This is a genomic window from Kitasatospora sp. NPDC092286, from assembly GCF_044755565.1.
GTDB lineage: Bacteria > Actinomycetota > Actinomycetes > Streptomycetales > Streptomycetaceae > Kitasatospora.
In genome coordinates, this window is the sequence record NZ_JBIVRD010000038.1 from 15259 (window position 1) to 37263 (window position 22005).

Below are 22005 nucleotides of genomic sequence, written 5' to 3' on the forward strand. Positions count from 1 at the left end.
TGCGGCGGATCCTGTCCGATTTGTCGCGTAGGACATAACCCCTCACGTTTTCCCCCGGGCCCGTCAGGGCCCCTTCGTGGCGGGACAGTTGTCCCGGCACCGCGAGGGGCCTAGTTGTGCACGGACGAAATTCCGACCCTCTTTTTTGATTGTCCGAATGTGCACGCACTGGCTTGATCGCTACGCTGGTTCGAATACGTATTGTTCATCGCAAAGCGGACGCCGGGGATTGACGGGGGATCATCTGGGTACGCCCCTCAGATGCGCTGTCAGGCCGGGACCCCGCAGGCCCGGACCGATCAGTCCTCGATCTCCTCCGCCTCGCTCAGATCCTCCACCCGCACCGGCCGCAGCCCCTCGTACACCACCCCGACCCCGTACGGCTCGCAGAGCGGCAGACCTCCCTCGGCGAACCGCAGCATCCACCCGTCGGTGTGGACGTCCACCTCCGGCGCGTCCAACGCCGCCTGTTCCTCCGTCACGCCCAACGCGGCGCAGACGAACCGCCGCGCCTCCGCCACCAGCCTGTCCTGACCACGCTGATCGGGGTCTTCCTCCTCATCGGGGTGGGCGGGCTCGCGGTTTTCGTCCGGGATCCGTTCGGCGTGGTGCTGTACATCGTGATCACCCTGGTGAGCGCGGCCGGTGTCTGCCGCAGCGTGCGCCTGGGCGTCCGGGCGGACGCGCAGGGCGTCCTGCATCGCGGCCTGGAGCGCAGCAAACCCGTGCCCTGGTGTCAGGTACGCATGGTCACGACGGGAACGGCAGGCGGCGGGAGCCCGATCCCCACCGACACGGCCACCCTTGTCCTGTACGACGGGGAGGACGTCGTCCTGACGGGCATGGTGACCTGCGCCTTCACCCGGCGCTCGGTCGTGCGCCTGGCCCGGCGCACCGCCCGCCTGCCCGCCCTGCACCGGAGCCACCACGCCACCTGCCCCACCTGCCGGAACCGCTGACGGCGCGTCCGGCAACCCGTGGCCCAGGAGTGACGCCACCAGGAACTGCCGCACTTCGCCTCGGCGGCCGCGGCCTCAGCTTCGGCGTTCCGCTCCTGCTCGACCTCCTCCCGGGCCCGCAGGTCCGTGTCGGCCCGGCGGCGGGCGCCGCCGCTACGGCGTGAGGTGTTACGGCGCGAGGTGCTGCCCGAGGGCCAGGCGCGGCAGGGTGATGGCGTGGGCGGGGGTGGCGGACAGCAGTGGCTGGTGGTCGGCGACGTCTTCACCGGGGAGGACTCCCTGGAGATCACCTTCAGGAAGGGACCGTGGAAACCGGACGTCGCGATCTCCCTCTCCGGCCTCCGCCATGTCTCGGTCGACAAGCCTCCGCAGATCGCCGGCAGCTTCATCGACGAGATCTCCTTGATCCACCTGCCGCAGCTCCCGCGCCCCTGGCCTGCGGACGCCTCCGGCGGGGCTCCTCCTGCAAGCGCAGCCCGGGCGCCGGTGGCCTGCGCTGCTACCGTCCCGGCATGACAAGATCCACACAGTTGGCCGTTCCGGCCGTCGTGTTGGCGTTCGTGTTGGCGTTCTCCGCCCTCTTCGTGCTCCGGTCCTGCGTGACCACCGCCCCGCCGCCGAGTCCGGTCGGACAGTGGACGGCCGAGGGGACAGCCGGAGCCAGGTTGGCCCTGCTGGAGGGCGGCCGGCTCGGCCTGTCGGTGATACCGGCCTCCGCCTGTCGTGATTCCGTGGAATCCCCGGCGACGGACGACCTGTGGGAAGTGGCGGACGGTACCTGGGAAGCCACCTACGAAACGGATGCCGGGCACCTGGTGGTGATCGGGTTCGCGCAGCCCAAGAGGTGTCACCTCGCGCTGTCGAGCCGGGTCGCGAAGGACGGGAAGCACACCCTTTGGCTGGGCGGGTACGGCAACTCGTGGACGTTTGACAGGCCCTGAGTGGTACTCGGATCCTCCGGGCACCTGAAGGCCGCCTCGTCATGATCTTCAGCCAGTGATGGACAGGCTGTGCAGGTGGGCGGTGCCGAGCATCGCGTGGTGGGCAGCCCTGTCCGCACCCCGGCGGACCGCCGACGGCCCCCACGCTCCGCTGCCCCCTCCCAGGCCGGGCGCGCGACGTTCTCCCCGAATCCAGGCCGGCGCCACCCTCGCCCGGGTGGCCGCCGACGGATCGGTACTGTGGCCGGACACCCCGTTGAGAGGCGCCCTCCCCCATGGCCAAGAACGCCGCCGAACCACGTGCCGCAGCCCGCAAGCCCCTGCTGCGGCTGACCGGCGTCAGCCGCTCGTACGGCGAGCGGGAGGTGCTGCACCCCGTGAGCCTGTCGCTGGCCGCCGGGGAGTGCGTGGCGCTGCTCGGACACAACGGATCGGGCAAGTCGACCCTGCTCAGGGTCGCGGCCGGACGCGACGTACCCAGCAAGGGCACCGTGTTCTTCGACGGCATCCCGATGGACGAGAACGACCCCCGGGTCCGGGCCCGGGTGGCGGTGGTCGGCGACACCGTCGCCTGCTACCCCGACCTGACCGTCCGTGAGCACCTGCTTCTGGTCGCGGTCGCGCACGGGGTCGCCGATGCGCCCGGCTGGGTCTCCCAGGTGCTGGCCGACCGGATGCTCACCGAACGGGCCGACGCGCTGCCCTCGGCCCTCTCCTCCGGACAGATGCAGTCCCTGCTGCTGGCCTGCGCGCTGGTCCGCCCGCGCGATCTGCTGCTGCTGGACGAGCCCGAGCAGCGGCTCGACCCGGACGCCCGCCGACACCTCGCCGATCTGCTCAAGGCCGAACTGGCCGACGGCGTCGCGGTGTTGCTGGTAACCCACCATACCGACCTCGCCCTGGACGTGGCCGACCGGGTGGTGGTACTGGAGGACGGCAGGATCCTGAAGCAGGGCGCGACCCGCAAGGTACTGGCGGCGGATTTCGCGGCCCGCACCGCCGCGGACCCGGCGGGTGCCCGGTGACCACCGCTCACCCGGAAGCCGAGCCCGCCGTCGAGGCCTGGACGGACGACGACGACTGGACCGACGAGACACTCGCCCTGCTACGCGCTCTGCGTGCCCCCCACCGGCGCAACCGCGCCAAGTCGGTCGGCTTCGCCGTCTACTGCGTGGTACTCATCCTGATCATCTGGGGCGGCGTGCCCAGCCTCGGCCTGTTCCTGCAGGCATCCATGGGCGCCGACTACACCGGCCACGGCGGCGATCTGCTCGCCGCGATACCCGCCGGTATCACCGCGATCGGGCTGGTCACCTTCCTCCTGCTGGTCCGGGACGGCCTGTGGCGCGGCCCGGTGGTGCCGCCCCGGGCGGCGGCCGACTGGCTGCTGGTCCACCCCGTCCGGCCCCGCCCGGTGCTCCGGCCGTGGTTCTGGCTGTCCTGCGCCGTGGCCGCGTTCCCCGGTCTGGTGGCGGCGGTCGGCGGCATGGTCGCGCTCGGGCTGACCGTTCGGGTCGGCCTGCCGGCCGCGCTCGGCTGGTGCCTGCCCGGGGGGCTCTGCGTGCCGCTTCTGGCCACCTGCGCCGCGCTGGTGGTGGAGCGCAGCGACCGCGCCGCCCGCTGGGTGCGCCGGCTCACTCCGTATCTGACACTGTTGATCATCGCGCTGGCGGGGCAGAGCGCGCTGGCCGTCGCCGGTCACCCGGTGCACTGGCTGGAGCTGGTCGAAATGTGGTCGGGGCCGTGGGGCTGGGCCGCGATCGCCGCACTGGCGCCGACCCCGGCCGCCGTGGCGGGCAGCTGGGTGGCCGCCGCACTCCTGCTGGTGTCGACCGGTGCTGCCCTGGTGCTCGCCGACCGGGCCGCCGCGACGGTGCCACTGGCCCGGCTGCGGGAGCGGGCCAGGACGGCCGCCGGGGTGCTGGCCGCGCTCCGGACGGTCGAGCTGCGCAGCGCGCGGCTGGCGGTGAACGGCGCCAGCGGCAGCGCCCGGCAACGCCGGCTCCGGCTGCCGGCGCCCCGGCGGGCCTGGCTGGTGGTGCCGTGGCGAGACACCCTCGCCCTGCTCCGCTCCCCCGCCCGGCTGGGTCGCGCGGTGGTGCTGACGGTGCCCGCACTGCTCTGCGCCGTCCTCGCGCACGGCGCCACGGGCGGGCTGTCCTGGCTGGCCACCGCCGTCGCGCTGGTGTTCGGCTACCTGGCCGTCGCGCAGTTGCTGGAGCCGGCCCGGATCGAGACGGACGATGTCCGGCGGGCCTCCTGGTCGCCGTACCCGTTCGCCGCTCTGATGCTGCGTCATGCGATCGTTCCGACGCTGGCCGGGGTCCTGCTGGGGCTGGCCTGCACCGGGGCGCTGCTGGCAGCGGGCACGGGCCCGGCGGCCTGGCTCGCACCGGCCGCCGCGCCGGCACTGGTCGCGGCGGGGCTGGTGAACGCCTGCCGCGGGATACTGCGCAAGGACCTGATGTTCTCCCCGGCCCAGGGCGCGGGCGGCGGGACAGGCCCGCTGCTGTTCGCCGCCTGGTACGCGGCCGGGCCTGCCGTGGGCGTGGCGGCGCTGACGCCGATGTTCTCCTCGGCGCTGCGCGGCGGGGCGACCGTGCCGGTCGGCAAGGCCGCCCTGATGGCCCTGGTGGTTGCGGTCCTGCTGCTGCGCTGGGCGCGGGCCAGGGCAGCGAAGATGAGCAAGGCCCGCCCCGGGAAGAGCACTCCCTAGACCCGTACTCCGCAGGTCGTCGGTTCGGACGCTCCGGCGCACCGCCACCCAGGACCGGCCCGCACCGTGCGTGGCGGGGACGATGCCTGGCGCTTCAGAGTCTCCAGGGCCCGGCCCTGCGGGATGCGCACTTCGGCGCCGGACCGGGGCCCAGGGCCGGTTCGCCGCGGCGGCCGCGGCGCGGACCGCGTCAGCCCAGCCGTGGCCACCACCTGCGGGACGCCAGCGAGGCGACGACGCCGACTCCCGCAGCAGCTCGTCGAGTCCGCTGCGGGAGTTCGTCGCGAGGTCACGGGGAAGGCGATCCATTTGCGGGGCATGACTGCTCGGACCTCTCCGACGCCGGCCGCCCCAGAGCCTCATACCTGTCGGCAGAGCGCCGGCCCAGCCACCACAGACGGCGCTCGGCCCGGGGAACGATCACGCTGAGGCTCTCGCCCTCTTCGTCGACTCGGTGCTGGATGTCGAGCCTGCCCATCAGCCGCGGATCGTCCAGCAGCGCGCCCATGATGCCGAACGGCGGGGCGATGTGCTTGGCGAAGACGGCCAGCTCCTCGGCTGCCCGCTTCTCCTCCTCATCCGTCGGCTCGTGGTCCGGGTCGCTGTATCCGAGCTGGTCCAGTGCGTGCACCAGGTTGTTGGCGCGACCCTCGATGAGTTGCCACATGTAGGTGATCCCCACTGGCCCGGTCAGGGCGAGCGTGCGGTGGTAGCGGAGCATGCGCAGCCGGTTGTCGCCGAGTTCTCTCCGCACGGCACCCCGCTCCCGCGGTGTGACTTCGACGAGAAGCACGGCGATGCTCTCAAACGCGGTGGCGAGCGTCTCGGCTTCCTTGTAGACCGGTTCCCGCCTGTCGCGGATCTTCGCGTCCTGCTCGGCTTTGTCGTGTCGCCGATTCCCCCGCATGGTGAAGTACGTTCCGGCGGATGCGACGCCGGCCGACAGCACCGACGCGATTCCGGTGATGAGTGCGGGGTCCATGCCCCTCCCCGTCATGTGGCACCTCTCCCCTGGGTGCGATGGCGCCGGATGCTAGCAGGATGTCGCGGGCGTAGGACGGCCATGAAGAGCGGGCGAGCGGGCAGGGTGTCGGCATGTCCGAGCGCCGTACCGCCTGCGTGCCCTCTCACTACGACTGCGGAAAACCTCACCACTTCTCATGCCACCCGGCGCTTCTCAACCGACCGCACAAACACCCAGGTCAACGCTGCGGATCCCTAACCGGCGACACCACCGGAACCAGCACCCACCCCCGCACACGAGACCAGCCCCAGTCCGGTCTTCAGCCTCTTCTTCTCGTCGCCCACCCAGACCGTCGGCGAACCGCCGCCCTGGGTGTCGGGGTCGATCCCGACAAACCGTAGCGTCATGACGATTTCCCATGTCGGGTCGGTTGCGTGTTCTTGCGCCACCGCCCCGCGCAGCTGACGTTCCGTCAAGGATGTGTGACAGCACTGGACTTCCCTGGGACACGCGAACCGGGCGGCGCCCCGCCGAGCCCGGCGCCGTCGGCCGGCGGAGCGGATCCTCTGCCCACGGCCATCGCGTGGAAAGAGGTGCCGGCGCGCGTGAGAGGCTTTCCCATACGGTCTGACCTGCTAGAACGGGCGATCCCATGGAAGGGGGCCGCAACTCTCGGTGCACCCCTCGGGGCAACCGCGCAGCCCCCTGTCCAGGCGCCGGTTCAGCCCCCTGTGGAAGCAACCGCCTCACGCCGCCGGCACGGCCTCGGGGTCGCCGTCCCGGGGCTCGTCCCAGGGCATGACCAGCGTGGCCTCACCGTCCGAGGCGACCAGGCCGTGCAGGGCGAGGTCGCCGAGCGCCCGAATCGCCTTGTCCGACACCGCGCCAGAGCGCAGCAGCCGCTGGAGCTGATCGGCCATGGCGGCCTGAGCGCAAGGGAGTTGGACACCGAACCGGTGACCCTGACGCCGTTCCGGGGGCGGGTACGCCGCAGGGCGGAGCCGGGAGCGCACCGGTGTACCTCCCTGGTCGGGGTCCGGACCGCTCCACAGGCTGACGCGTGGCGGCCGGACCGGTCCGTACCGTCGACCCGTGGGCGGCGGAGGGGTTCCGCGGGGGAAGTCCCGGACCTGGAGGGCACACGCACGGCATGGGTATCGGACACAGGAAGTCGATGGCCCGGGCGGCGGGCATCACGGCGGTCGCGCTCGTGCTCACGGCGGGAACGGTCGGCGCGGCCGGGGCGGTCGGCGCCGCACCGGAGGGGGACGGCGCGAAGCGGCCGGGCGCCAACCGGCTGGAGGGCGTCTGGCGGGCGGACGGGTACGGCACGATCGTCGAGATCCACGGGACCGCCCTCACCACCTACGACGTCACCAGGAACAGTTGCACCCCCGGTGTGACCTCCGCCGAACAGTTCGGCGCGCCCCTGCCCGGCGGCGCCGTCCGCTACGGCACCCCCGGGGAGCCCTTCGCCCAGCTGACCGTCACCCCGCACGGACGCCACCGGGCCGTGTACGCCAAGGACCCGGGCACCGGCACCCGTACGCTGGAACGGCTGCCCGGCGGGCTGCCGGCGCGGTGCGCGCTGCCGGTCCCGGACGATCCCGTCGCGGTGTTCGACAGGTTCTGGGACAGCTTCGAGGAGAACTACCCCTTCTTCGCCGTCAAGGGCGTCGACTGGCACGCCGAGCGGGCGGCGTACCGGCCGACGGTCACCGCGGAGAACCTGGTGGACACGATCATCGCCATGGTCAAACCGCTCCAGGACTCGCACGTCGCCCTGCTCCGTGCGAATCCCGGCGGCGGGTACACCACCTTCTTCAGGGAGATGCGGGACGGCACCGTGGCGCCGACCGCGCAGCTGCTGACCACCGTCCTGCCGCCGATCAGCGCCCAGCTGGCCGTCCCCGAGCAGCCGTTCGGGAACGGCCTCCTCGGTGTCGGCGAACTCCCGGACGGCCTCGGCTACCTGCGGGTGAGCGCGTTCGGCGACTACGTCGACCAGGGCGGCCAGCAGGACCAGGAGGCCGAACTCGACAAGGCCGTCGGCGCCCTGCTCGACCGGCCCCGCGCCACGCCCCTGCGCGGGGTGGTGATCGACGCCCGGGTGAACGCCGGCGGCTCGGACGCGCTGGCCGTCCGGCTCGCCTCCCGGTTCACCGACCGGCCGTACCTGGCCTACCGGAAGGTGGCTCGCAACGACCCGGCCGACCCGGCCGCCTTCACCCGGCCCCAGTCGGTCACCGTCCGCCCCGCCCCCGGGGCGACCCGCTTCACCGGGCCCGTGGCCCTGCTCACCTCGGGCTCCACGGTGAGTGCGGGCGAGACCTTCACCCAGGCGATGATGGGCCGCAGCCCGCACATCACCCGGATCGGCGAGAACACCCAGGGAGTCTTCTCGGACGCCCTGGCCCGACGGCTCTCCTCGGACCTCGTGCTGCTCCTGCCGAACGAGGAGTTCCTCACCCCGGCCGGCACCACCTTCGACGGACCGGGCATCCCGCCGGACGTCCGGACCCCGGTCTTCACGAAGGAGGAGCTGGCCGGGCTGAAGGACTCCGCCCTGACCGAGGCCCGGCGGCTGCTCACCGCCGGAGCCGGCCACCAATGACCCGTCACATCGGATCCACCGCCCTCAGGGCCCGGCCGGTGGCCGGGTAGAGGTGGGGGCCGGCCGCATCCGCCGGCGGAGCGGGCGGCGGCGCGCTCAACGCAACCATCGACCACACCGGAAGGAGAAGTTCTTCCATCGTGCTGACTTGAAGCCCGCACCGTCCGGCAGGCCCGTCTTTCACGCTACGGTGCGGCGGGATGTCGTGATCGTGATTCTCGTGAGAGGGATGCCTCCGTGACTGGCCGCTTGAAGGTGCCTCGTGTGCTGGTGGTCAACGCCGCCCTTGCCGGTGTGGTCTGGCTGGTCTGGGCCCTCGTCTGGGGCACGGAGTACTTCACCGTGCTCGCGGAGAACTGGCGAGTGGCGTTGACGATGGTCTTCGGCTCCCTCGTGGGCGGCGGGACGAGTGAGGGCGGGGGTGCCATCGCCTTCCCCGTCCTGACCAAGGTCCTGGTCGTTCCCCCGGACCGGGCCAGGATATTCACCTTCGCCATCCAGTCGATCGGTATGTCGGCCGCTTCGCTGTCGATCCTGTTGAACCGGATTCCGATCGAGCGGAAGGTGGTGCTCTACGGTTCTGCTTCCGGGGTGGTCGGTGTCGCGCTGAGCGCGACGCTGCTCGCTCCGCACGTACCACTCCCCGTCGTACGGGCGCTGTTCACCATGCTGCTGGTGGCCCTCGCTCTTGCCCTGGTCGTCCAGCTCGGTCAGCGCGGATACCGCCGCAACGCGAAGATCCCCGCCTGGAGCCAACGTGAGAAGGGCCTTGTCCTGGCGGCGGGCTTCGCTGGCGGGATTGTCAGCGGCGTGGCGGGAGTCGGGGAGAACTGCGTCATGTTCCTCCTGCTGGTCCTGCTCTTCAGGGTGTCCGAGAAGGTCGCCACCCCGACGACCGTGGTCATGATGACGATCGTTTCCGTCGCGGCGTTCCTCACCCACGTGATCCTGCTCGATGACTTCACAGGCCCCGTCGTCGGGTACTGGACGGCGGCGGCGCCGGTGGTCGCCGTCGGCGCTCCGCTGGGGGCGTGGATATGCACCAAGCTCGCGCCTTTCACGATCAGGGCCGTACTCTTCGTCCTGATCGGAGCCGAACTCATCAGCACCGTGCTGCTCGTGCCGTTCACACCGTTCATGGTCGCGGCCAGTGTCGCCGCCCTCACGATGTTCACCGTCCTGTGCGTGGCCCTCGTCCGCAACGAGCGCTACGCGATCCTCTCCCCGGAACTCCGCCATGAGGGGTCTCCCGCCCGGGTTTGACCAGCCCGACAGCCGAAGGCTTCGCCGTCCTGACGGAAGACGGAGACCTCGAAGGCCCGGCCGCCGGGAGCCGCCTGGACGACAGCCTGAGCTGCCGCACCGGGCCACCCCTCGCGACCAACCACGCACATGAGGAGTGGCCGCCATGACGGCGGACCGAATTCACTGCCCGGCCCGCGGCAGCGCTGACACCACCCGGCTCCCGGCTCCTCCCGGCTCCTGGCTCCCGGCGCGTCGGCCGTGCGGGAACTGTGCGACCCGGACGGGCGGCGGAACGGCGGGGCGCCGGTTCCGCCAGGGAACCGGCGCCCCGTCAGGGGGTATGTCGGGGTCAGTCCTTGGCCGCGCCGTGGTCCTCGGACTGCTGCCGTGCGCGGCTGAACTCGCCGGCGCCGACCCGGGCGGCGAGGGTGTCGTCGGGGCCGGACAGCAGGGAGCCGTAGCCGGTGGCGGCCCACAGGCTGCGTTCGGCGGGCACCTCGAAGTAGGGGACGGTGCGGCCCTGGTCCCGGACCGCCAGCACCTGCGGCGAGCGGCGGGCGCGCAGGGCCTGGCCGCAGTCCTCGCAGACCGCGACGTCGGCCCGCTCCCGGCGGCCGAGCGGGCGCCAGGTGGTGCGGCGGACGGCGGTGCCGTGCCGGGGGTCGAAGAAGCACAGCGGGAGTCCGGGAGCCGGTGCCAGGGCGGAGCGTCCCTCGGCGGTCAGGGCCAGCACTCCGACCAGGTCGGGGAGGCCCCGGGCGGCGTCCAGTACCCGGCCGGCCGCGTCGTAGGCGTCCAGGGCTCGGCTCAGACCCGGGGTGGCGGCGCCGCCGCCGTGCTCCACGGCCTCGCCGAGGGCGAGCATCTCGGCGGTGGCCTGGCGGCGCAGCCCGGCCTCGTCGGCGGCCTGCTCGGCGGCGAAGACGGCGTCGGGGAAGGTGAAGGCGGTGTGCCGGGGCGAGCGGCGGCGGCGCACCAGGAAGGCGGCGCCGACGGCGGCGAGGACCAGCACCGCGGCGACCGCGAGCAGGGTCCCGGGGCCGCGGCCGGAGGAGGAGCCGGAGGCGTTCTCCTTGACCTCGGGCCGGGCCGAGTGCTCCTTGTCGATCCTGGCGGTCTCGGCCTTGTAGACCTCGGTGCCGTTGCCGGCCTTGATCAGTTCCACGGCCTTGGCGACCCGGGCTGCCAGTCCGGCGTCGTTGAGTTCCCTGAGGAAGCCGACGGCGGAGGCGGCGTCGCGGGTCTGATGGGCGTCGGTGGGCCACTCGGTGCCGTTGAGCCACTTCCCGTACTCGTCGGTGCTGATCAGGATCAGCTGCTGCTGGCCGAGCCGCTCCTTGATCACTGCGGCGAGGGTGCGGGAGCTGCCGTCGAAGGCGTCGCCCTTCTTCAGCGGCACCAGCACCACCTTGATCGGCATGCCGGTCGCGGCGATCTGGTCGACCAGGGCCTGTTGCTGGGCGGGGTTGACGGCGGCCGCGTAGGACGGGTCGACGTAGACGGGGCTGGTGGCCAGCGCCTCGGCGATCGTCGTGGCGGTCGGCCCGGTCCCCGCAGTCTCCGCCCGGGCGGGGGTGCCGGTGCCGAGCAGCGCCGTGCAGGCCAGCAGCAGGGCGGCGAGCAGTCCGGCGGCGAGGCCGCGGGAGGCGCCGGTCGGGCGGTCACTGGTCAGTCGGTCACTGGACACTGGCGGACTCCCTGGCCCTGAGGATGAGTGCTTCGAGCCCTTCACGGGCGGCCGGCAGGACCTGCCCGGTCTCGTCCCAGGCGGTCCGGGTGCGGCCGTCCGCCCCGGGCAGGCGCAGCAGCCGTTCGGTGGCCTCCCGTTCGCGGGCGGCCGGGTCGGCGGTGCTGTGGTTGGCGCCGCTGCTGCGGAAGGCGTCCCGGCAGGCGGGGCACAGCTGCGCGGACCTGGGGCCGATGCCGAGGTCGGCGAGCCACCCCGGGACCTTGCCGCCGGTGGCCTCGCCGTGCAGCGGGTTGAGCCGGCAGAGGGTGGGGTGGAGGTGTCCCCGGAGGGCGGCGAGTCCGGCCTGGGCGAGTACCGCGACGGTGGCCAGGTTGCCCGCCTCGGTGGCCTCGTCCGGGTGCTCGTCGCCGGTGTCGGCCAGCAGTTCGGCGGCGTCCAGGCAGTCCCAGGCTCGGGTGCGGCCGGGCGCGGCCTGGTCGGCGGCGGCCAGCCGCCCGGTGAGTTCGCGGACGTCGGCGGCGGCCCAGGCGCGCAGTTGCCGGACGGACGGCAGCGCGGTGGCGTGCCGGGGTCCGGCGTGCTGCTGCGGCGAGGGGTCGGCCGCGGGGGTGCGGCGGGAGTGCAGCACGGCCCGCGCGATGGCGATCACCAGCCAGGCGACCAGCAGCAGCGCGCCCAGCAGCATCGTGCCGAGCACGATCCCGGGCCCGAAGTCGCTGCTGAACAGGCCGGGCAGCCGGTTGTCGCGCAGCGGGGGCAGTTCGGCGTCGCGGGTCGTGGGTCCGTCGTCCCTCCCCGGCTGGGCGGCGGCGACGGCGTCCAGGGTCTGGTTGAGGCGCGGCACCACCTGCAGGTCGCCGTTGTTGCGGTACTCCGGGTAGAGGACGGTGGACGGCAGGCGCAGGAAGCGGCGCGCGGCGTCCTGGTCGGTGCCGAAGGTGTCCAGGTCGATCCGGCCGGACACCGGGTCGATCAGCACGTAGACGCCGTTCTGGCCGGTGCGCTGGTGGACCCGGGCGAGCAGGATGCTGCTGCTGCCGCCGCTCTCGTCGTCGCTGTCGGTCGGCGTGACCAGCACGTGCACCGGGCCCTTGGGCGCGAGTTCGGCGATCCGCTGCCGGATCGCGGGCAGGTCGGCGGCGGTCAGCGCGTCCGCGGTGGACGGGTCCTGGTAGATCGGTCCGGCGGCGAGCCCGGTGGCGACCTCCTCCACCCGGGCGTCCAGGTCGCCCTGGGTGACGTTGAGGTACGGGCTGTCTACGGTCTGCGGGAAGACGGTGGGCGCGGCCAGCACCACCGCGACCGCGGCGGCCACCGCCGCCACCACCGTCACCGGCAGCACGCCGCGTCGGCGGGCGGCGGGCCAGGTGGTGCGGGCCGGGGCCTTCGGCTTCGCCGCGGCCTTGCCCGCGCCTTTGTCCAGGGTGACGGCCGGGGTGACGGCCGGGGTGACGGCCGGGGTCTTGGTCAGGACGACGGCCGGGGCCTTCGAGCCGGCGGCCTTCTTCTTCCCGGCCGGCCGCGGCCGGTCGGAGCGGCGGCGGGAGAGCCGGATGCCGAGGGCCAGCACCAGGCCGGGGGTCACCACCACGGCCAGGCCGAGCAGCAGGTTCTGGTTCTGCCGGTCGGTGGAGCTGATGTAGAGGTCGGGCTTGCCGTCCTTGTGGTAGCGGTCGTACGACTCGTCGGCCTTGGCGGCGGCCCGGTCGCGGCCGGAGGCGATCGCGTCGGCGAAGGACTCGAACGCGGCGAGTGGGCCGGCCCCGTACGGGGTGCCGTACAGGGCGATGCGGCGGGCCTCCTCGACCGGGACGTCGACGCCGAACGCGGAGGCGGTGATGCTGCCGTGGTCGCCGATCAGCACGTACAGGCCGTTCTCGCCGAGCCGGTCGCGCACCAGGGCGAGCAGCGCGGCGTCGCCCGCGGGCAGCGCCAGCACGTAGGTGGGCACGCCGGTGCGCTCGGCGAGGGCGGCGATGTCCGGGGCGAGCGAGCGCGGCAGTTCGCGGGGACGGTCGGCCGAGACGTAGACCGGGTTCTTGCGCAGTTCCTCGGCCAGGCGCTCGGACTGGGTCGCGCCATGGGCGAGTTGACCGGCCGGTGCGGCGGTGGCGGACGCCGTGGACGTTGCCGTGGCGTTCGGCGCGGTGCTCGGGCCGGCCGCAACGGCCGTTCCGGCGCTGCCGAGCAGCACGAGGGCCGCGAGCGCCGTACCCGCCAGGGCCCCGAACGTCCCGGTCCGTCTCTGTATCCCTGACAGCGTCCGCATCGGTGCCCTTCCGGTGGTTCGGCCGGTCACTTTACCCGCGCCTGGTCCCGAGCTTCGCCTCGGTGGCGGCCTGCTCGCGCTCGGCGGCTTCCGGGGCCCGTTGGTCGGCGCCGGCCCGACGGGAGGCGGCGCACCAGCCGGCGGTGGGCCGGCATCGCCTTCTCCCCTCGGGTCACGCTCCGCCGAGGCGGATGGCTTTGACCAGCAGCAGGATCGCGGCGAGGACGAGGTAGCCGCGCAGGGCGAGCATGCCGAGCCGTAGTGCCGGTGACCATTGGACGGGCTTGAGCAGGGCCAGTGGGGGCATCCGCCAGGCAAGCTTCTCGGCCGCCGGCATCGCGGGTGCCGGAGCCCGGGCCGGGGCGCCGGAGCGCCGACGGGCGATCCGCAGGCCGGCGGCCGCCGCGATGAGCGCGACGACCAGGGCTGCGGCGAGCCAGGTGGTCAGGGTCTTGACGTCGATGCGGGGGAAGAGCGTGGCGGTCATCAGGGTGGCGGAGAGCAGGAGCAGGACGGCGATGATGAGGGCGGCGAGGAGGTTGAGCCAGCGGGGGTTGACCCAGGGACCGAGGACTTCGGGGTCGTTGCAGAGCAGGAGGAGGAAGACGCTGGCGGAGGGCAGGAGGAGTCCGGCGAGGGCCTGGACGGCTTCGGTGATGACTCCCAGCGGGGCGCCGGGGATGAGGACGACGGCGGCGGCGAGCAGCACCATCAGGCTGTAGGAGGCGTAGAACGTCTTCGCCTCGCCGAAGCCGCGGTGGAGCGAGTGCCTCAGGTTGAAGACGTCGCCGAAGGCGTAGCTGGTGGCGAGGGTGACGGCGGCGGCGCCGATGATGCTGGCGTCCATGAGGACGACGGCGAACATGACGCCGAGTGCGCGGCTGTGCTGTTCGAGGGCGTGGGCGACGCCGGCGGCGTCGGTGAAGTTGCCTGCGAAGCTTGTGCCGCGGGCGGCGTAGTCGGCGATCATGACGAGGGCGGCCGCTCCGACGACTACCACGACCGATCCGATGACGGTGTCCGCGCGTTCGTAGCCGATGAAGCGCGGGGTGATGCGCTTGTCGATGACGTTGGACTGCTGGAAGAAGAGCTGCCAGGGGGCCACGGTGGTGCCGACGATCGCGATGACCAGCAGGACCGCGTCACCCGTGATGCCGCCCTGGATTCCGGGGACGACGAAGTGGTGGGCGGCCTGGCCCCACTTCGGCCCGGAAAGCAGGGTGAGCGGGACGAGCAGCAGGCTGACGGCGATGAGGGCGAACATGGCGCGTTCCCAGCGGCGGAAGGAACCGCTCGCGGTGACGGCGATCAGCAGGAGGGCGGAGAGCGGCACCACCCAGTATGTGGAGGCACCGAGGTACTCGGCGGCCAGCGAGATGCCGATGAACTCGGTGACGATGGTGAGGAAGTTGAGGACGAACAGGTCGCCGACGCTGAACCAGCCCCAGAACCTGCCGAAGCGTTCGTTGATCAGGCGGGCGTGGCCGACGCCGGTGACGGCGCCGAGGCGTACCACCATCTCCTGGTTGACGACCAGGACCGGGACGAGCAGCAGCAGGACCCAGAGCAGGGAGTAGCCGTAGTTCTGGCCGGCCTGGGCGTAGGTGGCGACACCGCCGGCGTCGTTGTCGCCGACCATGACGATGATGCCGGGCCCGAGAACGGCCAGCAGGGTGAGTGTGCGGGTCTTGAGGCTCGGGCGTTCTTCGGTGTGGTCTCGGGGGATCCGGCCGAACGCGCCTTCGATGTCGCCGAGGTGGGCTTCGTCCAGGACCGCGCTGGGCCGTGGTGCATCCGGCTTTCTGGGTACCGGCCTCGCGGGTGCGGGCTTCCCGGGTGCGGGTGCGGAATCGGGTGCTGCCGGTGCCGGTGGCCGTCTGGCCGGTCGGGGCGCGGGAGGGGTGGGTTCTCTCGGCGCGGTGGGGTGCGCGTCCTCGTGCTTCGGCGGGGGTTGGGCGGGGCCCTTCGCGGGGCTCTTCGCGGGGGCGTGTGCGGGGCGGTCGGCACGGTCGTTGTGGTCCGGGGGGTTCTGGGGGTTCTGGGGGTTCTGGGGTGCCGTCATCCGTCGAGGTCCGTGGTGTTCATGGCCTCGCTCGGCGCGTCGTCGCTTCGGCGGGCGGGGTGCGGGGCGGGCTCGCGCCGGCGCCAGTCCTCGGGGATGACGGTTTCCAGGATGTCGTCGACGGTGATGACGCCGAGGATCTGGTCCCGGTGGTCGACGACCGGCACCGTGAGGAGGTTGTAGTCGGTCATCAGCAGGGCGACATCCTCGACGTCGGTGTCCGGGAGCACCCTGACCGGTTCGGTGGTCATGACCTCTTCCAGGCGGGTGTCCGGGTCGGCTTGCACCAGGGCGACCAGGGGCGCGGTGCCGATCAGCCGGTTTCCGTCCCGGACGACGTGGACGCTGGTCAGGGCCTCGGGCTGCAGGTTGCGGGCCGCCCGGACAAGGCCGAGCACCTCGGTGACAGTGGCGTCCGGGCGCGCACTGAGGATGTCGAGGGCCATCAGACCGCCGGCGCTGGACGGGTTGAAGCCCATCAGGGTCAGGACCTTCGCGCGCTGGCCGGCCGGCAGGGCGTCGAGTACCGGCTGTCGGCGTCTCTGCGGAAGGTCGTTGATCGCGTCGGCGGCGTCGTCGGCGCGCATCCGGCCCAGCACCTCGGCGATCTCGCGGTCGCTCTTCTCCGCGAGCAGGCGCGTCTGCGAGTCGGGCTCCAACTCCTCGAAGACGTCCGCCTCCAGCTCGGGATCGGCGTGGACGGTCTGCAGGATCTCGTGGGATTCGGTGCGGTTGGCGTCCTCCAGCAGGTCCGCCAGGTCGGCCGGCTTGAGCCGGGCCAAACGCCCGAACGGGCCGCGCACGCGTGCCGACTGAGCGTGGCCGATAAGTGGTTCAAAGGACATCCAGTCCCGCCACCGCGGCCGGCTCGCACCGGCGAGGAACCCGAACGGGCGGGCGCGGCGCGGGTGGGTGTCCAGGCGGTCGACGACCCAGCCGTCCGGCCGCCGGCGCAACTCCAGGTCATGTGCCCGGACGAGTTCGGCCTCGGCGACGTCGATCACCCGGTGCCCGAGGACGTCGGCGCGCAGCAGAACCTCCCCTTCACGCCGTTCGAACGGACGAAGGTCCACAACCTCGCTGGTGAGCCGGATCTGCTCGCCGCCGAAGGCCGCGACCTGCTCGACGGGCAGGAAAACCTCGCGCCGGCCGACCCGCACGACCAGCCCGGCGACCAGGGGGTGATCGCGCCCGCGCAGGCGGACGATCACATCGGACAGGCGGCCCACGGCCGCGCCGCCACGCCCCACCAGCGGGCGGCGCAGCAGTTGGGAGAGAGACACGACGGGGTCCACGCCACGACGCTAACCAGGCGTCGGCGATGGCCCGTGGGACGCACCGGGTGGGGCCGGCACCCGGCCCCAATGGCCCAGCCTGCCGGGGCCAAGGCGGGTCGTGCGGGAGTCAGGGGCACGGCAACCGACCGCGTCGGTGGGCTCGCTCGACGAGCTTCCGGGCCAGGCCGTCGGTGAGGTCGAAGTGACGTTCGAGCCATACGGCGTCGTGACCGTGGGTGGCGAACACCCACGCGGTGCAGAGACGGTTCATGGACGGCGCGTCGGTCTCCGGCAGGAGCCGGCGAAGCTCCTGTTCGGGGAAGTCCTCCATGGACGGCGCCGCGAACCAGGCCTCCGCCGGGTCGCGGTCGAGCTGCCGGGTGTGGTGGCGGGAACGAGCCCGGCGCACGAGGGCCGACGCCGCCAGAACGCCGAGAACGGCGACCGCGGCTCCGCCGAGCGCCGCAGCGACGACGGGCCGGGCCCCGGCAGGCGACACGCCGATGGCGGCGATGGCCGCCACGGCCACGACGGCGGCGGTGAACGCCGCCATGCCCTCGCCGGTCCGCAGGTGGGGTATCGCCCGCATACGGACCACCTTCCCTCTCCTTCATTGTGACGCGGCCGCCGACCGTGGTGCTGAAGGCGCTGTTACCGGCGACCCGGACCGGCGGCGGGCGGGCCCGCAAGGCGGAGCCCGGAGCCGGGCCCGCCGACGGGATCCCAGGGTTCTGGGATGGGAAGGGACGCGGCCGGCCAGCAGAATTGGCATAGACCACAGGCTCCGCCCGCAGGAACGCCCGTCCGACCGGAGGCACGAATGCTGCGCAGACTCACCTGGATCCTCGCTCTTCCGGCCCTTGTGCTCACCCTGGTGACGGGCCCGGCGGTCACACCGGCCGGCGCCGCCACCGAGCACGAGTTCCTGCAGGGGTACGGCCAGTTGGTACCGCTGCCGGCTCCCGTGACGCCTCCCCAGCAGTGCACCTCACGACGGCTGTACCTGGACGCCGGAACCTACGCCTGGAGCCTCAACACCCCGGGCGGCAACGCGCCCGCCCTGGACGTCCAGCTGTCGTCCGGCTCGTACATCTGGACCGTCTGCGTGTACCCGCGCGCCAGCGTCTACGGAGCGTTCACCCGGCTCACCCCGGAGGACGGCGGGCCGTACCTCGAACGGAGCACCACGTTCGAGGTCACCTTCACGTACACCTACGTGTGGGAGTCCATGCTCTACCGCTGGCAGGGCGTCCCGCGTCCCCCGCGCACCATGTGACGGCATGACGGCACCGGTACCCCTGGTACTCCAGCAGGACTTTGCCGCGTGACCCGGGGCGATGCGGGCGGGCTGGAGTGCAGCCGGGGTGCGGGGCATCGAGGGGCGGCTTCCCGTGGGCCGCCCCTCGGTCGCGTGACAGCGCCTTCGGTCATGACGGCTTCGGGGAAGCCTCCCGATGTGATCACCGAGAGCGCCGCCGGGATGTGGAACCGCGAACCGGACGATCTCCTCCTGGACATCGGGCACCGCTTCCGCCGAGTCGAACCCCGCCGCCGTATGCGAGGCCTGCCGGCACCGGTGGGCCGCAAGAGCAGCCGGCAACTGGCCGAGCACGCCGGCGCCCAGCGGGACGCGGACGAGATCCACGACGACCTGCGGTCATTCGTTGCCGTCCGGCGGTTTGGTGGCGGTGTTCGTGCGGCACGGGCGGCCGGTGCCGCGACGTCCGGCCTGTCGCACGCGGCCGACCGCACGCTCCAGCGGCACACGGTCGTGCTCGCCCGCGAGGCGGAGATGGTGCTGCCCCAGATGCGCCGCGACGGCGCCGGCCTCGCCTCGAACGGCAAGCCATGGCAAAGGGTTGACATTTGACACGCCTTGATCAAGGATCAATTGCACCGGGAGACGAACCATTCAGGCGGGACAATTCACCTGGGGGGGGCTGGCTTGTCGTGCGACACGGGGGCTGACAATGGCGCTTCCGTCTCCCCGAAGTCACCGGTGTCGCGGCGCCGAAAGGCGCCCGGCCGGCCGTGCCCCGGGACCGGGTGAATTTCCTGGATTCGTTCGAGACAAAGGAGTTCATGTGCCTACTACCCTCATTGCCGAGGAAACCGTGCAGGACCTCGACCTCATGGACCTCGACCTGGACATCCAGACGGCGATCACCGGTGGTGCCGACGCCCCGCTGCGGCCCGAGATGTTCACCTTCATCACCTGTGACACCGGCGGCGCCACGGGCACCTCCTGTGGCTTCACCAACCACTGCAACCCGATGTGCTGCTAGTCGGAACGGCCATGCCCCTTCCCGCGGCTCCACCGCGGGAAGGGGCGGTGACGCCGTTCGAGGTCCACTGCCCCGGATTCCGTTTCGCCGCCGGATCTCCTCTTCGCGGATGCCGGCGGCGGTCGGCCTTCTTCATGGAAGCGAGATTCTTCCGGCATGCCCAGCCAAAGCCATTTCTCGGCCGCCGAACCGATATTCATCAGGTCCGCGGCACTTCCGGCTGACACTTTTGACGGCATGCTCGCCAGGCTCGGTACGGGCGATTCACCGACCGAAGAGATGCTCACGGATTACATCAGCGAGCTGTCGACCCGCGCCGAACTGCGGGAGGCGATCGCGGTGTCGAGCCCCGATCTGACCGCCGAGCTCGACCGGATCGCCGACGGGACCCGGCTCAGCCGCAAGCGGCTGGTCCGCACCGCCGTCTCACTGACCCGCTACGCGCGGCGCATCACCGGCCGCCCGACCCCGTTCGGCCTGTTCGCCGGGGTGTCGACCGTCCCGGCCCGGCCGGCAAACGGATCGGCCGTCAAGTCCGCCCGCCCCGACGCGGGCTGGTTCGACGGGCTGGCCGCGAAGTGGCTCAGGGCGCCGCACGTGCGGCACTCGCTGCGGGTGGTGGTCAACAACCTGTGCTTCGTCCGGGGAGACCGGCTGGTGCTTCCGCACCTGCGGGCCCGCGGGGACGACGCCGCGGACATCACCGGGACACAGCAGGCGACGCAGGAACTGTCCATGCGCTGCACGCCGTTGCTGTCCTGGGTCCGCTCGGCCGCGGCCCGCCCGGTGCCCTACCCGGACCTGCTGGCCGCGGCCGAAACCGCCTTCCCGCGCCTGGGCCGCACGCACCTCGACACGTTCCTGGGAGTGCTGGCGCACCACGAGGTGCTCCTCACCGAGTTCGCCGCGACCTCGCTCGACGACCCCGGCCTGGCCTCGCTGGAGCAGGCCCTGCCCGAATCCTCCGAGGAGAGGGCGCAGTTGAGCGCGGTGCGCTCCGCCCTGGCCGACTACCGCGCCACCGCCCCGGGCGAGGGGACGGACGCGTACCGCCGGCTGGTCCGGGTGTCCGCCCGCGCGCACCCGTCGAAGACGGTCTCTGCGCAGGTCGACCTGCGGATGGACACGGACGCGCGACTGCCCGGGGCGGTGCTGCGGGAGGCGGAACGGTACGGCGCGGTCATGTGGTCGCTGTCGGCGCCGAGCGGGGCCTTCGCCCACATGCGGGGCTACCGGCAGGCCTTCCTGGACACCTACGGGCAGCACGGCGCGGTCCGCCTGGAGGAACTGGTGGATCCTCACCGCGGCCTCGGCTACCCCGCCACCTACCTGCATCCGCGGACCAGTACCGACTTCCCCGCCGGGCAGCGCCCCAAGCAGTCGCCGGCGGAGAGCGCCCGCGTGCGGGCGCTGGCGGACGTGCTCCAGCGGGGGCTGTCCGCCGAGCGGCGGGAGGTCGTGCTCACCGACGACGACATCCGCAGGCTCGGCGTCGACACCGAAACGCCGCCGCCGGCCTCCCTCGAACTCTGCTTCCAGCTGGTGGCGCGCAGCCGGGCGGACCTGGCGGCCGGGGACTTCACGCTGGTGACCACGCCGACCACGGGCACCCTCACCGCCGGTGCGATGGCCGGGCGGTTCGCCGACCTCGCCGGCGCGTCCGAGGACCTCGGCCGGCTGCTGGCCGGCGACGGGCAGGCGCTGGCCGCCCAGGTGGACTTCGTCCCGGTGCTGCCCCGCGCTTTGAACGTCATGCAGGTGCCGCGGATGCTCCCCCATTCCATCCCGGTCGGGACCTTCGACGATCCGGCCGGCCCCGGCCGCATCGACTGGCGCGACCTGGTCGTCGCCGCGGACGGGGACCGGCTGCGCCTGTACTGGGAGAGGACCGGGCAGGAGGTGCGCCCGGTGATCCCGCACGTGCTGTCGCTCGGGACCGCCGCGCCCAACCTGGTCCGCTTCCTCGGTGAACTGGTGTACTGCGGGGAGGAGAAGATCTGGCAGGCCTGGAACTGGGGGCCGTTCGAGCACCTTCCGGTGCTGCCCCGGGTACGGCTCGGGCGGGTCGTCGTCTCGCCGCTGAGCTGGCAGCCCGGCCCCGGGCTGCGCGAGCACGCCGAGCACGGCCGGGACTGGCCGCGGGCGGTGGAGACATGGCGGCGCGAGCTGCGGGTCGACGACCGGGTGAGCGTCGGCCACCGCGACCAGGTGTGCGAACTCGACCTGAGCAGCGGGTTCCAGCGGGAGATGCTGCGCCGTGAGGTGCTGCGTGAGGGGGTGACGATCACCGAGAGCCCGCACGCGCAGGCCGACGCGTTCGGCTGGCTCGGCGGGCACGGCAACGAGATCCTCGTGCCCCTGCGCGCCGCGGCGCCCGCCCCCGGCCCCGTACCCGCGCTGGACCCGCAGCGGGTCGCCAACAGCGCCGTGCGGCCCGTGCACCAGCCGGGTGGCGAGTGGGCGTTCGTCGAGCTCCACGCCCTGCCGGAGGCGCACGAGGCACTGATCACCCGTCACATACCCGCGCTGCTGGACCGGTTCGGCGCAGCGGTCGACCGCTGGTTCTTCATGCGCTACCGGCAGTCGGGCGACCACGTCCGGTTCCGGGTGCACGGCCCGGCCGAGCGGATCGCCGCCACCGTCTGGCCGCAACTGCTGAGCGGGTGCGGCGAGTTGAAGGCGTCCGGGCTGATCAGGGACTTCCGCGTCTCCGGCTACGGGCAGGAGACCTCCCGGTACGGCGGCGTCGAAGGCGTCGCACGGGCGGAGGAGTGGTTCTGCGCGGACAGCCTGGCGGCGGTCGGCCTGCTCACCGCCCTCGGCGGCCGCGGCGCGGGGGCCGACAAGGCCGAGGTACTGCTCGCCGGGTACGTCCACCTGCTGGACTCCCTGGGCCCGTGGGACTGGTGCGCGTGGGTGGGCCGCGTGGCGCCCAGGAGCCCGGGTGCCGCACGGCCGCGCGACGAAGTCCGGGCCGCCGAAC

Annotated in this window: 19 protein-coding genes and 1 pseudogene; 11 read left to right on the forward strand and 9 right to left on the reverse strand. The window is 72.6% G+C overall.

Annotation, left to right across the window (positions count from 1 at the left end):
- Positions 1-299: 299 nt before the first annotated feature.
- Positions 300-521 (reverse strand): hypothetical protein, encoded by a 222-nt coding sequence (locus tag ACIQIB_RS30540; protein ID WP_400761963.1) that lies wholly within the window; start codon positions 519-521, stop codon positions 300-302.
- A gap of 84 nt (positions 522-605) precedes the next feature.
- On the opposite strand from ACIQIB_RS30540, the gene ACIQIB_RS30545 reads away from it, so the two are divergent.
- The 5 genes from ACIQIB_RS30545 (at position 606) to ACIQIB_RS30565 (ending at position 4616) form a co-directional block, all read left to right on the forward strand.
- Positions 606-959: a hypothetical protein gene (locus ACIQIB_RS30545; RefSeq protein WP_400761965.1), complete on the forward strand. Its 354-nt coding sequence runs from the start codon at positions 606-608 to the stop codon at positions 957-959.
- A gap of 216 nt (positions 960-1175) precedes the next feature.
- A complete protein-coding gene (locus ACIQIB_RS30550) occupies positions 1176-1475 on the forward strand; it encodes a hypothetical protein (RefSeq protein ID WP_400761966.1) in 300 nt (99 codons plus the stop codon).
- Between the two features lie 149 nt (positions 1476-1624).
- The gene (locus tag ACIQIB_RS30555; protein WP_363609754.1) at positions 1625-1900 is read left to right on the forward strand and encodes a hypothetical protein; all 276 of its coding nucleotides are present in this window, start codon (positions 1625-1627) and stop codon (positions 1898-1900) included.
- Between the two features lie 275 nt (positions 1901-2175).
- The gene (locus ACIQIB_RS30560) at positions 2176-2925 is read left to right on the forward strand and encodes an ABC transporter ATP-binding protein (RefSeq protein WP_400652431.1); all 750 of its coding nucleotides are present in this window, start codon (positions 2176-2178) and stop codon (positions 2923-2925) included.
- On the forward strand, positions 2922-4616 hold the full coding sequence (locus tag ACIQIB_RS30565; RefSeq protein ID WP_400761968.1) for a hypothetical protein: 1695 nt from the start codon (positions 2922-2924) through the stop codon (positions 4614-4616). Before ACIQIB_RS30560 ends, ACIQIB_RS30565 begins: the two co-directional genes overlap by 4 nt.
- A 289-nt stretch (positions 4617-4905) precedes the next feature.
- Here ACIQIB_RS30565 and ACIQIB_RS30570 read toward each other — a convergent pair whose 3' ends face one another.
- The 3 genes from ACIQIB_RS30570 to ACIQIB_RS30580 all read right to left on the reverse strand — a co-directional run bounded on the left by ACIQIB_RS30570 (position 4906) and on the right by ACIQIB_RS30580 (position 6500).
- Entirely contained in the window at positions 4906-5598 is a 693-nt protein-coding gene (locus ACIQIB_RS30570; protein WP_363609748.1) for a hypothetical protein, read from the reverse strand.
- Positions 5599-5834: 236 nt separating this feature from the next.
- On the reverse strand, positions 5835-5987 hold the full coding sequence (locus ACIQIB_RS30575) for a hypothetical protein (RefSeq protein ID WP_400761970.1): 153 nt from the start codon (positions 5985-5987) through the stop codon (positions 5835-5837).
- 339 nt (positions 5988-6326) lie between these two features.
- On the reverse strand, positions 6327-6500 hold the full coding sequence (locus ACIQIB_RS30580) for a hypothetical protein (protein ID WP_400761972.1): 174 nt from the start codon (positions 6498-6500) through the stop codon (positions 6327-6329).
- Between the two features lie 230 nt (positions 6501-6730).
- Here ACIQIB_RS30580 and ACIQIB_RS30585 point away from each other — a divergent pair, with 230 nt between their 5' ends.
- Positions 6731-8194, forward strand: coding sequence for a S41 family peptidase (locus ACIQIB_RS30585; RefSeq protein WP_400652442.1), 1464 nt, complete (start codon positions 6731-6733; stop codon positions 8192-8194).
- 255 nt (positions 8195-8449) lie between these two features.
- Positions 8450-9457: a TSUP family transporter gene (locus ACIQIB_RS30590; RefSeq protein ID WP_400762044.1), complete on the forward strand. Its 1008-nt coding sequence runs from the start codon at positions 8450-8452 to the stop codon at positions 9455-9457.
- Between the two features lie 331 nt (positions 9458-9788).
- On the opposite strand, the gene ACIQIB_RS30595 is transcribed toward ACIQIB_RS30590, so the two are convergent.
- The 5 genes from ACIQIB_RS30595 to ACIQIB_RS30615 all read right to left on the reverse strand — a co-directional run bounded on the left by ACIQIB_RS30595 (position 9789) and on the right by ACIQIB_RS30615 (position 17326).
- Positions 9789-11126 (reverse strand): hypothetical protein, encoded by a 1338-nt coding sequence (locus ACIQIB_RS30595; RefSeq protein ID WP_400761974.1) that lies wholly within the window; start codon positions 11124-11126, stop codon positions 9789-9791.
- The gene (locus ACIQIB_RS30600) at positions 11116-13398 is read right to left on the reverse strand and encodes a hypothetical protein (RefSeq protein WP_400761976.1); all 2283 of its coding nucleotides are present in this window, start codon (positions 13396-13398) and stop codon (positions 11116-11118) included. The genes ACIQIB_RS30595 and ACIQIB_RS30600 overlap by 11 nt, the downstream gene beginning before the upstream one ends.
- 172 nt (positions 13399-13570) lie before the next feature.
- Positions 13571-15037: an NRAMP family divalent metal transporter gene (locus tag ACIQIB_RS30605; protein WP_400761978.1), complete on the reverse strand. Its 1467-nt coding sequence runs from the start codon at positions 15035-15037 to the stop codon at positions 13571-13573.
- 419 nt (positions 15038-15456) lie between these two features.
- Positions 15457-16755: a magnesium transporter MgtE N-terminal domain-containing protein gene (locus tag ACIQIB_RS30610; protein ID WP_400761980.1), complete on the reverse strand. Its 1299-nt coding sequence runs from the start codon at positions 16753-16755 to the stop codon at positions 15457-15459.
- 109 nt (positions 16756-16864) lie between these two features.
- The gene (locus ACIQIB_RS30615; RefSeq protein ID WP_363609732.1) at positions 16865-17326 is read right to left on the reverse strand and encodes a hypothetical protein; all 462 of its coding nucleotides are present in this window, start codon (positions 17324-17326) and stop codon (positions 16865-16867) included.
- A gap of 231 nt (positions 17327-17557) precedes the next feature.
- Between ACIQIB_RS30615 and ACIQIB_RS30620 the strand changes: the two genes are divergently transcribed.
- From ACIQIB_RS30620 to ACIQIB_RS30635, 4 genes and pseudogenes are all read left to right on the forward strand, one after another.
- A complete protein-coding gene (locus tag ACIQIB_RS30620; RefSeq protein ID WP_363609730.1) occupies positions 17558-18013 on the forward strand; it encodes a hypothetical protein in 456 nt (151 codons plus the stop codon).
- 180 nt (positions 18014-18193) lie between these two features.
- Positions 18194-18607: a hypothetical protein gene (locus tag ACIQIB_RS30625; RefSeq protein WP_400761982.1), complete on the forward strand. Its 414-nt coding sequence runs from the start codon at positions 18194-18196 to the stop codon at positions 18605-18607.
- 214 nt (positions 18608-18821) lie between these two features.
- A complete protein-coding gene (locus ACIQIB_RS30630; RefSeq protein WP_363609726.1) occupies positions 18822-19022 on the forward strand; it encodes a hypothetical protein in 201 nt (66 codons plus the stop codon).
- 279 nt (positions 19023-19301) lie between these two features.
- Positions 19302-21941 (forward strand): annotated as a pseudogene (locus ACIQIB_RS30635) (lantibiotic dehydratase); the annotation flags it as partial.
- Between the last annotated feature and the right edge of the window lie 64 nt (positions 21942-22005).

What these genes read in the sequence shown, in the direction of transcription:
- ACIQIB_RS30615 (WP_363609732.1), bottom strand. Translation starts at nt 17,326, where the DNA reads ATGCGGGCGATACCCCACCTGCGGACCGGCGAGGGCATGGCGGCGTTC.
- ACIQIB_RS30600 (WP_400761976.1), bottom strand. Translation starts at nt 13,398, where the DNA reads ATGCGGACGCTGTCAGGGATACAGAGACGGACCGGGACGTTCGGGGCC.
- ACIQIB_RS30560 (WP_400652431.1), top strand. Translation starts at nt 2,176, where the DNA reads ATGGCCAAGAACGCCGCCGAACCACGTGCCGCAGCCCGCAAGCCCCTG.
- ACIQIB_RS30620 (WP_363609730.1), top strand. Translation starts at nt 17,558, where the DNA reads ATGCTGCGCAGACTCACCTGGATCCTCGCTCTTCCGGCCCTTGTGCTC.
- ACIQIB_RS30570 (WP_363609748.1), bottom strand. Translation starts at nt 5,598, where the DNA reads ATGGACCCCGCACTCATCACCGGAATCGCGTCGGTGCTGTCGGCCGGC.
- ACIQIB_RS30575 (WP_400761970.1), bottom strand. Translation starts at nt 5,987, where the DNA reads ATGACGCTACGGTTTGTCGGGATCGACCCCGACACCCAGGGCGGCGGT.
- ACIQIB_RS30580 (WP_400761972.1), bottom strand. Translation starts at nt 6,500, where the DNA reads ATGGCCGATCAGCTCCAGCGGCTGCTGCGCTCTGGCGCGGTGTCGGAC.
- ACIQIB_RS30605 (WP_400761978.1), bottom strand. Translation starts at nt 15,037, where the DNA reads ATGGTCGGCGACAACGACGCCGGCGGTGTCGCCACCTACGCCCAGGCC.
- ACIQIB_RS30585 (WP_400652442.1), top strand. Translation starts at nt 6,731, where the DNA reads ATGGGTATCGGACACAGGAAGTCGATGGCCCGGGCGGCGGGCATCACG.